We start from the raw sequence: 14,735 nt of genomic DNA on the forward strand, positions 1-14,735 counted from the left end.
AGCAAGGGCGCGCATGCGAGTGCCGTACTCTATAGTCTTGTTGAAACAGCAAAGGCCAATGACCTTGTGGTGCATGATTATATTTCTACTTGCTTGCAGCACCTTGCTAATCAGCCAGATAACCTAGAGCCACTGTTACCTTGGGACATTAAGCAAAGCTAGACGCTTACGTTGAAAGTATGCATTGGACCTATATAACTTTTAAAGAAGATGAATCGAGAATACTAAAACAACAGGGGCCACTAGTGCTTAATATGATGCAAAAATAGCGACGGCACTTTTTAAACAAGGTACAGTTAAATCAGTGAGTATGGCGAGAATAAAAATGGCAGGGCTGAACTGTGACTATCACTCAACTCTATTAAATTTTGAGATTAAAATGCGCTAGTTGTGGTCATTTACCAAGCACAGGCTATTAAAATACTTATGATTTGAATCCAAGAAATATAAAATCGGCCCTAATAGGTATTAGGGCCGATTAATAAATCTCAGTAAGAACAGTCAATTAAACTACTTGCATACATTCTTACTATGAAATTGGTAAATATAATTTCTTCTTAAAATTTAAATGTTGCTTTAACATAATATTCACGCCCAGTTAAACGATGTACACGAATTAATGCACCGTTATCACCATTACTTACGTATGGTGGCTGTTTATCTGTGATGTTATTGATACCTAAGCTCAATACTAAATTTTCAAAGCTATAAAAACCACTGATATCATTATAAGCAACTGAACCTACGTGATTAGATAAAACGCCAACAGGTTTTGCATAATCATCAACATCACTTTGATATTGAAGAGTATGGGTAATACCCCAATCATCTTTAGAATAAGTTGTTCTGAAGTTCGCGCGAATATCATTGAATGCACCTCGCCCACCATTCGCAACATCTCCCCCATAGCCTCCGGCTAATTCGGTGGTTGCAAGACCTTCAGCTTCATTATGATCAAGCTCAATGACGTAAGTACCGTTTAGGTTGAATTTAAATTCTCCACCAAAAGCATCAAGTCCATATTTAAAATCAAAGTCAACGCCCTGAGAGTTAAATATGCCTAAATTTTGAGTTGACAACTCAACACCACTCAAGCTATCAGAAGAGTCACGTCGTTTTCCACCAACAGTTCCATAAGCAACAGGGCCTTTGATTTGATCACATAACGGCGACGAAAAGTCTTTACTATTGTAGCATTCACTGCCTATCGTCCCTATAGATAGCGAACCAATAATATCTGTAATCTCTATATCATAGAAATCTAAGGCAACACTAAAGTTTTCTATAAACTCAGGTGCCCATACAATACCTATATTTTTACTTGTTGATTTCTCTGGGCCTATATCAGGATTACCACCAACCCATGAACCTGATTGCTTGTTCGTTTGGGTCCAATTAGCAGGTAAGCCATCTGCAGCACAGTTAATCTTCAATTCTGCACTTGCATCTGGATTAGAGCCATACTGAACACATGGGTCTGTATAAGTAACAGCAGAGTTTGCACGAGGATCAAATAATGTACTCACACTTGGAGTCCTAAACCCTTCGGACAAGTTTGCACGTACTAGAAGTTCCGAGTTTGGACGCCATTCAATAGCATACTTTGTGGTAGTTTCTGCATCTTTTAATAGGCTTACATCAGTTCTACGTGCTGCAACCGTGAAATCTAATCGTTCAGCAAAAGGCATATCTGCTAATAGTGGAATATTTACTTCAGCATAATAAGCTGTAGTTGTGAAACCGCCGTCAGTACCCTCTGGAGCGACACCGTATATAGCACCTAATCCTGCAGCTCCATCTGGTACAGATGTATAGCTCGTTGTTAAATGTTCGTAACCCGCAGCCCAAGCTATAGTCCCAGCAGGTAGCTCAAAGCTAGTTTCTCCTGCTAAGTTAAACTGTAGCTGTGTATCTTCACTTCGGCTTGTTGAGCTCATTGGTACTATTATCCAATCTCTCATTTCTGCTGTTAATGTACCAGCTTGGAATGGGTCCCAAACAGCTGGACAGCTACTATTTGCAGAACACAACGCAGGGTCAACTAATGTGTTAGCTCTTTCTTGGTGGATTCTACCACCAATCTCTTCTGTTCTACGACGGCTATTATATGTGTAGCTAGTATCCCAATACCACCCATTGCTAAACTCGCCTTTAAAAGCTGTTGTTAGTAGATATTCTGTTATTGAAAACTCTGAAGTACGCCCTTCAGATTCAGTTAAACGGCGCTGTGCATTTACATCAGTTCCAAAAGTATTACCTGGATTGGCTTCTGGGACGGGCATACTCCAGAATGTACCTACAGGTGCTAATCTTGTTTTATTTAAACGATGTGTAAAAGAGGCTTCTGAAGAAAATTCTACTGTAGAGAAACCGCTATCAACCAATTCATAATTTGCTGCGCCAAAAAGGCTATATTTTTCTAACGGTTGGTAGATGATACTGGTATTAGCGTAGTTATACCTGTCACTACTTTCAATCGCTCGAGGTTTTCCATCCTCACCCTTAACGAAAGTCCCTCTAGTTCCTGGGATTGAAAATGATGCAGGAGAAGTTGTTGCTGAACCACCAGCACATACGACCTCCCCTTCTACACTACCATCTGCATTCGTTGTCGTAATATTTTCGTCTCGAACACATTTTGAGAAATCACGGTCTTCGCCATAGATAGCATCACGTTGTTCGTAACCACCTGAAAAGACAACATTACCTTTATCAGATTCAATACCCGTAATAAAAGATATGTTAGAGGTTTTTCCATCATTTTCACTGGTTTGTTGATGACGAAATTCAATCTCAGCTCCAGTATAATCGTTATTTGTAATAAAGTTTACAACACCAGCGATAGCATCCGAACCATAAATTGTAGATGCTCCATCACGTAAAACATCAACTCTTGCGATTGCAGCCATTGGGATAACGGAAATATCTCCACTGAAACGACGGCCATTAAGCAAAACTAAAGTACGAGAAGCACCTAAACCTCGAAGGTTCATAGACACAGTACCATTACCACCATTGTTAACATTACTACCGTATGAACCGCCACTAATAATTGGTAGCTGTTGAACAAACTGCTCTAGTGTTGGCGCACCTGTTGATTTTATGTCATCTAATGAGTAAGTAGTTACAGGGACAGCTGTTTCCATATCTGTACGGCTTATTCTTGAGCCTGTGACTTGAATGCGCTCTACTTTTTCAGCGCCTTCTGCTGCAGCCATTGAGTTTGCAGAAAAAACAGCCGTTGATGCTGTACCAAAAGCAATCGCTAAGCGAACTGCCTTTGAAATTTTATTGTTTAACATTAGATTCTCCCTAGAATACTTATTTATTATATATGCTTAATTTTTAATATTAATGCGCAACAAAACCCAGTTTAGTAAGGCTAAAAAGCCTTTATAAAGTTATAATAGGACTTTGTTGAGTGACGAATGATAGTACTAGTGAAACAATGAGGTCAACACATTATTAACTTTCGTACAGTAAAAATAACAAAAGACTTTTTTATTGCCTGTTTACATTAATTTATAAGTAATTGATTTAATATAAAAACCACAATCATCAATTTAATAACTGCAATCATCAAAAAATAAAACCCAATTAAAAACAAAGGCTTATTTTTTTGTGAAAGTTTGTAACAAAAGTTCAATTTAAAATATAGGAACATGGATATTTAGATTGACTTAAAAGGCATCTTTAAAGTAATCAAATTAAACAGTTATTATTTCTATCTATATAAAGTACAAAAATTAGCTTTACTATCAATCGAATAATGTTTTTTGCACATGTGAATCATCGATTGAACTCGTGATCATTTCTGCAATTGGCTCTAGTTGTTTGCGAACATAGATCTCATAGTTGAACTTGTTAAATGTATTATAGATTTCTGCACCTGTTAGTGTGTAAACGTATTCAATTATTTGCCCTCGTCTTACTTCGAAATCAGGGTTGTTAACTTTATGTTTTTTTATTGCTTGAACATGTGGAGGAATATTTTTGATGTAATCACTTAAGTTTTGTCCTAAGCGTTTTCGGTATATCAATTTATTATCAAACGCCCCTGTATGTAGTTTTTTTGTATAACTATCTATAATTACATGCAGTTGCTCTATGTTAAAGCTGTCGCTAAAAAGAGTTTTAAATAGCTCGGTTTGAAACTCTTGAGCAAGTTCGGTCCAATCACTGCGTACCGTTTCCATACCTTTGAAGATAAGTTCAGGCATACTGTTTTTAATGATTTGGCCTACATAACGTTTTTTTGAACCTGTTTTTTTACCTCTAATTGTGGGCATAAAAAATGGGCTGTAATGGGTTTCAAACTCAATTTCCAAATAGCTAGTAAGCCCAAAACGTTCTTTAATATCATGACTCCATTTATTATTAATATAGATCGTTAAATCTTTGCCTATTTGATTGCAACTCAGAGCACTTAACTGATCGTCAGCTTTTACAAAAATAGAATCTGTATCGCCATAAATTACTTCGTAACCTAACTTTTCAATCCACTTACGGGTTGTTTGCATAATTTCATGCCCACGTAATGTTATTGAACTCGATAATCTTGGATCATAAAATCGGCAGCCTTTAGAGCCAAGTACGCCGTATAAGCTGTTCATTATTATTTTTATAGCTTGTGATAACATTGGCTGATTTGTGTCTTTTGCCCTTTGCCGTGTATGTGTTAAATGCTTAATTAACGACGGTAAGTGGTGTTCATTTCGTGAGAAAACGGCTTCGTTAAACCCTTCAATTGCATTCTCAGGTGAATCTAATCCTTTAATGAGCCCAAGAGGGTCAATACAAAAAGTTCGCATGATTGAGGGATATAGGCTTTTAAAATCTAAAACAAGTATATTTTTATAAAGCCCAGGCACTGACTCCATTACATACCCACCGGGGCTTTCAAACGACAAACCGTGATCGCCTAAATTTGGCGCAACATACCCGCTGCGATGTAGTAATGGCAAATATAAGTTAGTAAATGCTGCAACAGAGCCCCCCATTCGTTCAAGCTCAAGCCCTGTTAGTTGAGTCCTCACTATTGCAAATTCAAAAAGTTGTAACTGAGTAAAAATCCGATTAACGAGAATGCAGTCTTGTCGGTTATAGGCGGCTAAACTCAATTTATCTTCGTTAAATTGGCGAATAATTTCGCTTAAACGATTATTCGCCTGAATTAACTTAGACTCGCCAAGTACCTTGTGAGAAATGTTCGCAAGTGAGTAATTGTCAAAGTGATAAGTGGCATTTTTTAAGGTATCAATGCCATCTATAACACTTCGCCCCGGTAACGACAGACGCGTATAGTGCCCTGTTGTTATATTTAAAGATTGCTGCTCTCTGCCAAAATTAAGCGTTATTCCCAGCGCCTCCGCTCTCGTGTTAAGAACGCTAAAATCAAATTCAATGACATTCCAACCAACAATAATGTCAGGATCATTATTATTGATATACTGCTGTAGCTTTTGTAGTAGATTAATCTCGTCAAAGCACCAATCTATATTAAATGGCTGATTATGCTGTTGAGGCTCACCAATCATCAAAACGGTATCAAGGCCATTTCCTACTAGTCCAACCGAAAACAATACGCCTTCACCATTGCACTCAATATCTAATGAGAGCGATGTCAGCGTGGGTGTATATTCAGGGCTCGCTTTTAATTTGGCATTATTAATTAAAATAAAACCATTTTTTTGAGACACATCCCCTGTAACCCATACGCCGCCTTTAATAAAACGTTCCATTAAAAAACGATCGCTGTGGCGTATATCGGCTTCGTATATACTTAAGTGCGGCTCAAGGAGTGTACGTGCTTTATAAAGGGTACTTACATCATTAAAATAACATCCTATACATGCAGCTCCACTAAAATGTTGCATGTCTACTACTTTAAAATTGGCGCTTAGGTTTGCCTTATTTAATGCAGCTTTGGCAAAGTCATGTTTTTCTTGAGGGATAAAAAACACAGCTTGTTGATCCTCAACGAGCACTTTAATAGGACCTTGCTCTGATACGAGCCAATAACACAAGGTGATCCCTCGTCTACTTTTTGACGAGTATTGTTGCCTTGATAAAATAAAGCCCTGATAGATTGCTTGTGTCAATGTACGATCCCACTTAATATATACACTGTAATTATATACATACTTTAGGTAAATCATCCCATGCTTTCTGACTCACTAAAAAAAACAATTAGGCAAGTACACCAGCATGTGGCTAATAACCTGACTGATTACCGCCCGCGAAGTAGCCAAAACTACCTTGTTGCCGAAATAGCAAAAACCCTTGCAGGCGACTATCACAAAAAACAACGTATATGTGTTATTGAAGCAGGCACCGGTACAGGTAAGTCTCTTGCCTACTGTTTAGGGGCATTGCCACTGGCCTTGGCACAAAAAAAGAAACTGGTTATTTCGACTGCAACCGTTGCACTTCAAGAGCAATTAATAGCAAAAGAGCTCCCGTTCTTTAAAAAGCATTCAGGGCTCGACTTCAAATTTGATTTAGTAAAAGGTCGTCATCGTTATATTTGCGCCCACAAACTACACAATGCTGTAAATGGTGATAGCCAAACACAGATGGACTTTATGCCAACGCTTACTTCACCCTTAAGCGCAATGGAAACCAAATGCTTAAATGAGCTATACAACGCGTATGTAAATAAAAAATGGCAAGGCGATAGAGACAGCTGGGCTGATACAGTTCCCGACAGAGTGTGGAATTTAATAGCCTGCGATAAACATTCGTGTCAGCGCCAAATGAAGGCCCATCAAACATGTCCGTTTCAGCTTGCTCGTAATCAATTGATGCAAATGGACGTACTGGTAATTAATCACTCATTACTACTTGCTGATTTAGATTTGGGTGGCGGTAAAATTTTACCAGAGCCCGACAACACCATTTATATTATTGATGAAGCGCACCATTTAGCACATATAACTCGCGATTTTTCATCTGCTGCTGCCACAATAAAAGGCACCATAGAGTGGCTTGATAAGCTCACTAAGTTTAGTGGAAAAATGGCTAAAATTTTAGTAGGCCAAAAAGCAATAGGGCAAAATTTTAAACTTTGCGACAGTATTAACGACGCTAATAAAGATTTAAAAGTAGTGCGTGATATTCTTGATAATGCCGACTTTGAATACTCAAAAGATGATACTTACCGCTTTGAGCACGGTGAAATTCCAGAGTCGCTGCACAGTAAAGCAAAAGACATAAGTGAAGCTACACAAGATGCCCTGCGCTGCTTAAACAAAATGCACGACACCCTTACGCAAGATGTAAGCGACGGCGATATAAAACCGTACGTTGCCGATCCAATATTAGGTGAAAGCGGGCAATATATTAACCGGTTAGAGCAACTAAACAAACTTTGGTTTAGTTACGCTAAAAAAGGTGAAGGTACGCCTCATGCGAGGTGGATAAAACGCCTTGAATACAAAAATCACCACGACCATCTATTAAGCGACTGCCCTATTGAAGTCGGTTATTATTTAAAAGATAAGTTATGGCGAGAATGCGCGGGCGCTGTTTTGTGCTCTGCTACATTAAGTGCACTCGGCTCGTTCGATCACTTTGCTTACGAAACCGGACTTGCTAAGGAAGAAGGCGTTAAATTTATTAAAGCACCTTCTCCTTTTGATTACCCAAAACAAGCCACTTTACGTATCCCAGTATCGAAAGTAGAACCAACTGATAAAGACTTTAGCGACCATTTAGCTCAAACATTACCAGAGTACCTAAATGATAAAAAAGCAAACCTCGTATTGTTTGCTTCCTACTGGCAAATGGACCACGTAACAAAGTTTCTTAGAACAAAAGGTTTTAACTTATTAGTTCAAGGTGAGATGTCGCGAGAAGCTTTACTAAAAGCACACACTAAAAATATAGACGAAGGCAAAGGCAGTATTTTATTCGGGACACAGAGCCTTTCAGAAGGGCTTGATTTACCTGGGAAATATTTAGAGAACCTAATAATTACCAAAATACCGTTTGCAGTACCGACTTCTCCAATAGAAGAAGCACAAGCAGAATTTGTACAAAGTAAAGGCGGAAATCCATTTTTAACGATTACCGTGCCCGACGCCGCAAAGAAATTGGTACAAAGCTGTGGTAGACTGCTGCGAAAAGAGAGTGATGAAGGCTGTATTACTATTCTCGATAGGCGCTTAGTTACCAAGCGATACGGCAAAGCCATGCTCGACACCCTACCACCTTTTAAAAGACAAATAGATTATTAATGTTTGAACTTGCACTCGATCCAACAACCTGGGCTGTTTTATGTGCTGTTGCACTTGCCGCAGGTTTTATAGACGCTATCGCCGGCGGCGGTGGTATGTTAACTGTGCCCGCTTTATTAACCGCTGGCCTACCTCCACATTTAACACTTGGGACCAATAAACTCGCTGCCAGCTTTGGTTCTTTAACGGCAAGTTATACCTATTACAAAAAAAACTTATTTAGTCCAAAGTTTTGGGCTGCCTCTATTATTGCTACCGCAATAGGCGCACTGCTAGGAACTGTTATTGTTGATCATTTAAGTATTGATTTTTTAAATAAGCTACTCCCGATTATTATTATTTTGGTTGCCGCTTATAGCTTATTTGGTAATTTAAGTACCACCGAAGGGGATGAGCTCCCTAAACTAAACAAAGCAATGAAAATAAAACAATGGCTACAGGGTTTAGCATTAGGTTTTTTTGATGGTTTAGCAGGGCCTGGCACGGGTACTTTTTGGACTGCCTCGAATGGCATGCTTTACAAAATGAACCTGCTACTCAATTGTGGTTTAGCGCGTTCAATGAACTTTGTTTCTAACTTTGTATCATTGATCACCTTTGTTGCTTTGGGCCATGTAAACTTTTTACTTGGCATAACAATGGGCTTTTTTATCATGCTAGGTGCATGGTTTGGCGCGCATTCAGCGATACGTTTTGGTAGTAAATTTATTCGTCCAGTTTTTAATACCATGGTTATACTTTTAGCGCTAAAACTAATTTACGAGGCTTATTTTTAATATGCATTCAATGGCTTTAGATAAACTACGTCATCAAATTGCAACGCTAAAACAGCAAGCCGAGCAATTTGATAAAGCTAAACTTTTTTCTAAAAACCGTTACATGCAAGCGCAACCTAGCTTATTTGATCGCGCCGTTTTTAGTACAAAAAGTATGAACTTAGCAGACTATGTAATTGAAATAGAAGACGAAGTATCAAGGTTACCGCCAAGCGAGCATCGCCACGCTTATACCTATGCACTTGAGCGTATAGCAACTCAAGTGCAAGCAATTTTTAACGTCATTAAATCAACGCCTATTTGGGTTAAAGAAAACAAAAGCCACTATAAACCACGCCCAAAACAAGCGGTTTACAAACAAGCTGTACAAAAAATCATGCAGTCGTCGCACGAACTTTACGACGAATTAAAACAAAACCATGAGTTTGAACGTCGTTTAGTGCTTATGATTGAAGAGCGAAAAATGCAAATGGATAAAGCGTCGCCTGCTAAAGCACAAAAGCTTAACCTTGAAATATTAAGTACACATGCTCGCTTAGGACGATGCAGAAAAGCAATTTCTGCAACCGAAGATAAAATACAACAAGTAGAAAAGCAACAGCTTCGTTAAAACACTTTTGTTATGGTGTTTAACTGCCAATTTTGCTCTGATCAAAGCATAGCTATATCAGCTATTCACTTTAAAAATCAGATAAAATTAACAACCTTCCGTATACCGAATAACAATTCAAAGCTGCTATCGATTTATGACTAACCTTGGTATAAACTCAATATCAACAGCATGGAATAAAAAAGAGTGATAGGAATATGCGATTACATGACGACATACACAATTACTACGAAAAAATTGTTCTTGAAGAAATAATAAAACTTAAACTTAGCGAGCAATATAACGAAGATGTAATGGCAGATTTTTGCTGTACTATATTAAATCAACTTCCTCCTCGATACATTCGTTATGATGTAGATATGGCATTTTACTTACCACAAACTGAGCGTTTACATATGGAAGAACGCGTTCAAACGGCAATTAATGTCGCTATTAACCAAATTTCAAAAAAGAAAGACCTAAATGAGCAATTCACTAAATCAAGCGCCTGAACATATTAAACTTGCAGTCGATTTGATCATGATTCTGGAGCAACATGATATTGCTCCAGAAGACATTCTTAAAGCACTCGAAATAATTAAAGATGATTTTGAAAAAAAACTGGCCGCGAATTAATTCTTATTCGATTACATAAACTAAGAGTAGTGCAACACCTTCAAATTTAATCCTATCAACTTTGATTAAAGCGCGACTAACTAACACTCTAAATTTTTTGGCTTATTTTTTAATATGCCAGTTCCGAATATGGCTTACACTATTTATAAACCCTGCTACTCTAAAAGCCAACTAACATAATTAATGTACTATCATGACCTTAGCAAGCTTACTGCGATTGTTTTTTCTGGCCGCTATTTGGGGCGCATCTTTTTTATTTATGCGAATGGCAGCCACTAGTTTAGGACCTGCGGTATTAATTGAGTTTAGAGTCGGCTTTGCTGCAGTTACTTTATTTATTGTTGCTTTGTATTTAAAGCGCCGCTTAGCGTTTATCCAACATAAAAAACACTTTTTTATTATAGGCGCGTTTAATTCTGCCCTGCCGTTTTTATTTTTTGCTTACGCAGCCCAAACAATTAGCGCATCCACACTCTCAATTTTAAACTCTACAACACCAATATGGGGTGTTGTAGTAGGAATTTTATGGACAAAAACAAAGCCCAATAAAAGTATGGTGCTTGGTTTACTACTTGGCTTAATAGGCGTTGCAATACTTGTTGGGCAAAATCATTTTGTATTAAATAGCCAATCCATCATAGCTATAGTAGCAGCATTAAGCGCATCACTTTGCTATGCCATTGCATCGCATTACACTAAAAATGCGCCTAAACTGGCCCCCTTCGATAACGCCCATGGCTCAATGTGGGCTTCAAGCTTTATGATACTGCCGCTTATCTTATTTATGCCAATACGAGAAATACCAAGCACCCACGTTATGCTAGGAGTACTCGCATTAGGGGTTATATGTACCGCACTTGCTTATATATTATTTTTTAAATTAATCGACGATATTGGCCCAACTTCTGCCCTCACGGTTACATTTTTAATTCCGTTGTTTGGCATTTTTTGGGGACATTTAATTTTAGATGAGAAAATAGGGTCCAATACATTACTAGGCGCACTGTTTGTAATTGTAGGCACTATGCTGGTTACTGGTTTCTTACCACGAAAAAAGTACTTAGCTAAACCGCTAAGTACTTAAAAGTTCGTACTACTTTTTACGTTAAGGTTTGCTGTTTATTCGTTGGTTTGAGATTGCTGAATAAGTAATAACAACTCAGCTGTGGCGGTTGCATCGGCAAGGGCGCGGTGATGGCTGGTTAAATTTAAATTAAAGTGTGATGAGAGATTACCCAGTGAATACGACTTCAGTCCTTTAAACGCTTTGCGCGATTCAACCACAGTACACATTTTTGGCATTTTAAAAAAGTGCCCTGCCATCTCGCATTCTTTTTTAATAAAACCATAGTCAAAATTAACGTTATGGGCCACAAAAATAGTGCCTGTGAGCTTATCTAACAGCGGCTGTACTATTTCGGCAAATACAGGAGCGTTATAAACCATACTGTCACTAATACCAGTTAAAGATGATATGAAGCCTGGTATATGTCGTTGTGGATTAATTAAGGTAGTCCAGCTATCAATTACTTTTCCGTGCTGCACTTTTACAAGGCCAATTTCGGTAATGCGGTTGCCGCCTTTCAAACCGCCAGTGGTTTCTATATCGACCACACTGTAAACACGGTTAGGGTCTACAAACCATTTAACCGCAGCAATATGTACTTCAAAGCCCACATTTTTTAAGTTATCGATGGTGGTTAGTTGGTTGCGCCTTAGTTTATCGCCTGGGGCTTTTACCTCTTCAAAATGTACTTGGCCATTATTAATTACCATTAAGTCAGGGTAGCCGTCTTTTAGCTGTGAATAATGCTTACTCATCTTCGTTAAATGAGTAATTAACGCCTTAATAGGGCTATTTAAAATAAGTGCTTCTAGCGGTTGTAGTAACTCATTATGCCACCTAAATAAGCCATTGGGTTGCTCAAAATATTGCGCTGCATTTTTACATACTAAATTAAGTAATGCTTGAGGTGTTTGGCACTGTGCTAAACGATTATTTATTTGTGTTTGCTGCGCTTCATAAAAGTTACCAAGCCTTAATACCTGCGGATAAATGTCAAATTCGTTACAAGGCGGATAAGGCGACTCTATAAATAGCTCGTGCCAAAATACTAATCCAAATAAACTTTGCCAAAGCGTGTTTTCGGTATTAAATACTTGCATACCTTGGTGAGTATAATAATCGTTTACGCCCTGCTCTACTTCACCTCGGTACAGTTCATCTATTTCGAGTACGCACTGTGTGTCGGCAAGCATGGCACTCAAACGCGAACGTGTTTTTTTATTAAATTTACGCATTAAAAAATCATCAGCAAAATACAGTAAATCATCAGTAAGTGGATTTTCGATAATGGCGTCTAATCGCGCTTTTACCCACTCTTTATTGTTAAGTCGGTATTGCTCTCTTATTTGAATTTCTTGTGCTTCACTATCATCCATGCAGGCTTCAAGTAAGCTAAAGGCAAGTTCGCTATCAACCCCTTTTAATTGTCGATAAAGCCTAACTAATAATTTATTTTTTAACGCAACCGCAATTACACCATGCGCGACTTGCAATAAAACCTGCGACGCTAAAGCAACATAGTCGTTTTCATCTGTTATATTTTTAAATGTTAATCGGCAGCGATTTAATAAATAGTTTGATTGCGCTTCATTAAGTGTTTCAAAGCGCGATAAACTCTCACTGTGCCCTTCACGTGTCGCGGTTAAGCCTAAATCTCGCATTACAAACCGGTTTTGATGATTCACATCACCACGACTGAGCTTACCTGCAAATAAAAACTCAAAATACTCGTAAAAATCACTGCGGCTGTTAATAACATACTGGCTATAAAGCGGGGCAAGCTCTTGTGGGCAATCTTTAAAAAATGCACATGCAATATCCACTAGCGCGCCTTTAGCAGCGCTCTTTTTAAAGCTTATTTGTTCTGGGTAACTACTTAGTAACTCAACCAAGGAAGGTTTCGTTAAATGTGTTAAAAGCTGTGCATAGTGCAGCTCGTTTGGCTCAAATAAAATACCGGCCGTTTTTAGCGTATAGATAGCCTGATGCGGTGACGCTATTTCTTCATAATTGAGCGACTGCGCCTGTACTAGATAAGGCTTTCGTGAATATACACGCGCCAACATACACTGGCTTTGCTCATCAAGCTGGTTAATTTTAGCAATAAACACTTCATGTTTGGGTTCAAGCAAGTGTATACACTTGCTGGATACAAACTCAATAAGCTCTCTAAAATGCGCTAAATAGTACTTTGCTGGTAATTCTTGTTTCATAATATCGCCACAACTGTATATAAAAACAGTATCCAGTATTTGCACTTATTATTCAATCTTAAAATTACTCTAATGGTGATTTACTATATCCGTTCGCCCTTTCGATATTGACGCTAAGTAGCGACTTAAAGTTATTGTACTTTAGGATCAATATAGGCTTTCAACTGATGCAGCAAGAAAAAGCTTAAAATAAATAGATGCTAGCTTATATAGCGACTCCGATTGCGCGCGATCGTTTATAATACATCAAAACTAACTCACTATTTTTCTATGAGCTCAGCTCTGTTGATTACTGTGTTATAAATAGCCATGCCTTTCTTACCTGTTTAACAAATCTGAAAGAATTTTTTCACAAGCCTACAAATTGGCGTACTGCACCTGTATTATTGAAAGCCTATGCAAATTTAACCACAAGCTAAGGTGCACAAATGCGTTTATTACATACCATGTTACGAGTTGCTGATTTGGACAAATCAATTGCGTTTTATACTCAAATATTGGGCATGAAAGAATTACGTCGCGCAGATAATGAAGAGTATCGTTACACCCTCGCGTTTGTAGGCTATGGGGATGAAAAAGATAACACAGTGCTGGAGCTAACCTACAACTGGGATACAAACAGCTACGACTTAGGCGATGCCTATGGTCATATTGCAATTGAGTTTGACGATATTTATAAAGCCTGTGCAGATATAAAAGCCGCAGGTGGTAATGTTAGCCGGGAGCCTGGCCCTGTAAAAGGTGGCACCACTGAAATTGCCTTTGTAAAAGACCCTGATGGCTATGCAATTGAGCTTATTCAGAAAAAAGATAACATGAATCGTTTCTAGATTAATATAAAAAGGTGCTCAAAGCACCTTTTAACGTAATTGACTGTCTTTACTACCACGTCGGTTAACCGTGCTAGCACCTGCTCTTTTGCGCTCAATAGTAGCTTGGCATTGAACACAATAGCGTACGCCAGGTAGTGCTAACCTTCGAGCTTGCGGAATTGCCTCATCACACTTTTCACATAACTCGGCACTCGCGCCTGATATCAAATTACTTCTTGCATATTGTACGGCGTCATTCACACTTGCATCTATTTGATCTTGAATTGCACCGTCTCGTGCCCACCCACTTGCCATAATGCCCTCTAATAATCACTAAATTTAAGATCATATTAGCAATTAAAAACTTTATTTTTGCTGAATAAACGGATTTTTGGATTTTTGGATT

General features: G+C 38.3%; 12 protein-coding genes. 8 read left to right on the forward strand and 4 right to left on the reverse strand.

Going from position 1 to position 14,735, the window contains the following annotated elements; genetic code table 11:
* Positions 1 to 162 (forward strand): transposase domain-containing protein (locus CWB66_RS22975; protein WP_138586121.1); only part of this gene is annotated, 162 nt, incomplete at its 5' end.
* 395 nt (positions 163 to 557) lie between these two features.
* On the opposite strand, the gene CWB66_RS15990 is transcribed toward CWB66_RS22975, so the two are convergent.
* Positions 558 to 3,302 carry a TonB-dependent receptor plug domain-containing protein gene (locus CWB66_RS15990; RefSeq protein WP_138586122.1) on the reverse strand — a complete coding sequence of 915 codons (2,745 nt, stop codon included), beginning with the start codon at positions 3,300 to 3,302 and terminating at the stop codon, positions 558 to 560.
* A gap of 456 nt (positions 3,303 to 3,758) precedes the next feature.
* Positions 3,759 to 6,101, reverse strand: coding sequence for a DNA polymerase II (locus tag CWB66_RS15995; protein ID WP_138586123.1), 2,343 nt, complete (start codon positions 6,099 to 6,101; stop codon positions 3,759 to 3,761).
* A 60-nt stretch (positions 6,102 to 6,161) separates the two neighbouring features.
* On the opposite strand from CWB66_RS15995, the gene dinG reads away from it, so the two are divergent.
* The 6 genes from dinG (at position 6,162) to CWB66_RS16025 (ending at position 11,322) form a co-directional block, all read left to right on the forward strand.
* On the forward strand, positions 6,162 to 8,237 hold the full coding sequence (gene dinG, locus CWB66_RS16000; RefSeq protein ID WP_138586124.1) for an ATP-dependent DNA helicase DinG: 2,076 nt from the start codon (positions 6,162 to 6,164) through the stop codon (positions 8,235 to 8,237).
* Positions 8,237 to 9,013, forward strand: a complete 777-nt coding sequence (locus CWB66_RS16005) for a TSUP family transporter (protein WP_138586125.1) — start codon at positions 8,237 to 8,239, stop codon at positions 9,011 to 9,013. The genes dinG and CWB66_RS16005 overlap by 1 nt, the downstream gene beginning before the upstream one ends.
* Before the next feature lies 1 nt (position 9,014).
* A complete protein-coding gene (locus tag CWB66_RS16010) occupies positions 9,015 to 9,623 on the forward strand; it encodes a primosomal replication protein (RefSeq protein WP_138586126.1) in 609 nt (202 codons plus the stop codon).
* Positions 9,624 to 9,820: 197 nt separating this feature from the next.
* Positions 9,821 to 10,114 carry a late competence development ComFB family protein gene (locus CWB66_RS16015; protein WP_138586127.1) on the forward strand — a complete coding sequence of 98 codons (294 nt, stop codon included), beginning with the start codon at positions 9,821 to 9,823 and terminating at the stop codon, positions 10,112 to 10,114.
* On the forward strand, positions 10,086 to 10,238 hold the full coding sequence (locus CWB66_RS16020) for a DUF2496 domain-containing protein (protein ID WP_138586128.1): 153 nt from the start codon (positions 10,086 to 10,088) through the stop codon (positions 10,236 to 10,238). The genes CWB66_RS16015 and CWB66_RS16020 overlap by 29 nt, the downstream gene beginning before the upstream one ends.
* A 193-nt stretch (positions 10,239 to 10,431) precedes the next feature.
* Positions 10,432 to 11,322: a DMT family transporter gene (locus tag CWB66_RS16025; RefSeq protein WP_138586129.1), complete on the forward strand. Its 891-nt coding sequence runs from the start codon at positions 10,432 to 10,434 to the stop codon at positions 11,320 to 11,322.
* A 35-nt stretch (positions 11,323 to 11,357) separates the two neighbouring features.
* On the opposite strand, the gene CWB66_RS16030 is transcribed toward CWB66_RS16025, so the two are convergent.
* Entirely contained in the window at positions 11,358 to 13,517 is a 2,160-nt protein-coding gene (locus tag CWB66_RS16030; RefSeq protein ID WP_252371772.1) for an exonuclease domain-containing protein, read from the reverse strand.
* Positions 13,518 to 13,945: 428 nt separating this feature from the next.
* On the opposite strand from CWB66_RS16030, the gene gloA reads away from it, so the two are divergent.
* Positions 13,946 to 14,347 (forward strand): lactoylglutathione lyase, encoded by a 402-nt coding sequence (gloA, locus tag CWB66_RS16035; RefSeq protein WP_138586130.1) that lies wholly within the window; start codon positions 13,946 to 13,948, stop codon positions 14,345 to 14,347.
* Between the two features lie 30 nt (positions 14,348 to 14,377).
* Here gloA and CWB66_RS16040 read toward each other — a convergent pair whose 3' ends face one another.
* The gene (locus CWB66_RS16040; protein WP_138586131.1) at positions 14,378 to 14,644 is read right to left on the reverse strand and encodes a DksA/TraR family C4-type zinc finger protein; all 267 of its coding nucleotides are present in this window, start codon (positions 14,642 to 14,644) and stop codon (positions 14,378 to 14,380) included.
* Between the last annotated feature and the right edge of the window lie 91 nt (positions 14,645 to 14,735).

Source organism: Pseudoalteromonas sp. S558 (genome assembly GCF_005886635.1).
GTDB lineage: Bacteria > Pseudomonadota > Gammaproteobacteria > Enterobacterales > Alteromonadaceae > Pseudoalteromonas > Pseudoalteromonas aliena.

What these genes read in the sequence shown, in the direction of transcription:
- dinG (WP_138586124.1), top strand. Translation starts at nt 6,162, where the DNA reads ATGCTTTCTGACTCACTAAAAAAAACAATTAGGCAAGTACACCAGCAT.
- CWB66_RS16040 (WP_138586131.1), bottom strand. Translation starts at nt 14,644, where the DNA reads ATGGCAAGTGGGTGGGCACGAGACGGTGCAATTCAAGATCAAATAGAT.
- CWB66_RS16020 (WP_138586128.1), top strand. Translation starts at nt 10,086, where the DNA reads ATGAGCAATTCACTAAATCAAGCGCCTGAACATATTAAACTTGCAGTC.
- CWB66_RS16010 (WP_138586126.1), top strand. Translation starts at nt 9,015, where the DNA reads ATGCATTCAATGGCTTTAGATAAACTACGTCATCAAATTGCAACGCTA.
- CWB66_RS16030 (WP_252371772.1), bottom strand. Translation starts at nt 13,517, where the DNA reads ATGAAACAAGAATTACCAGCAAAGTACTATTTAGCGCATTTTAGAGAG.
- gloA (WP_138586130.1), top strand. Translation starts at nt 13,946, where the DNA reads ATGCGTTTATTACATACCATGTTACGAGTTGCTGATTTGGACAAATCA.
- CWB66_RS15990 (WP_138586122.1), bottom strand. Translation starts at nt 3,302, where the DNA reads ATGTTAAACAATAAAATTTCAAAGGCAGTTCGCTTAGCGATTGCTTTT.
- CWB66_RS16025 (WP_138586129.1), top strand. Translation starts at nt 10,432, where the DNA reads ATGACCTTAGCAAGCTTACTGCGATTGTTTTTTCTGGCCGCTATTTGG.
- CWB66_RS16015 (WP_138586127.1), top strand. Translation starts at nt 9,821, where the DNA reads ATGCGATTACATGACGACATACACAATTACTACGAAAAAATTGTTCTT.
- CWB66_RS16005 (WP_138586125.1), top strand. Translation starts at nt 8,237, where the DNA reads ATGTTTGAACTTGCACTCGATCCAACAACCTGGGCTGTTTTATGTGCT.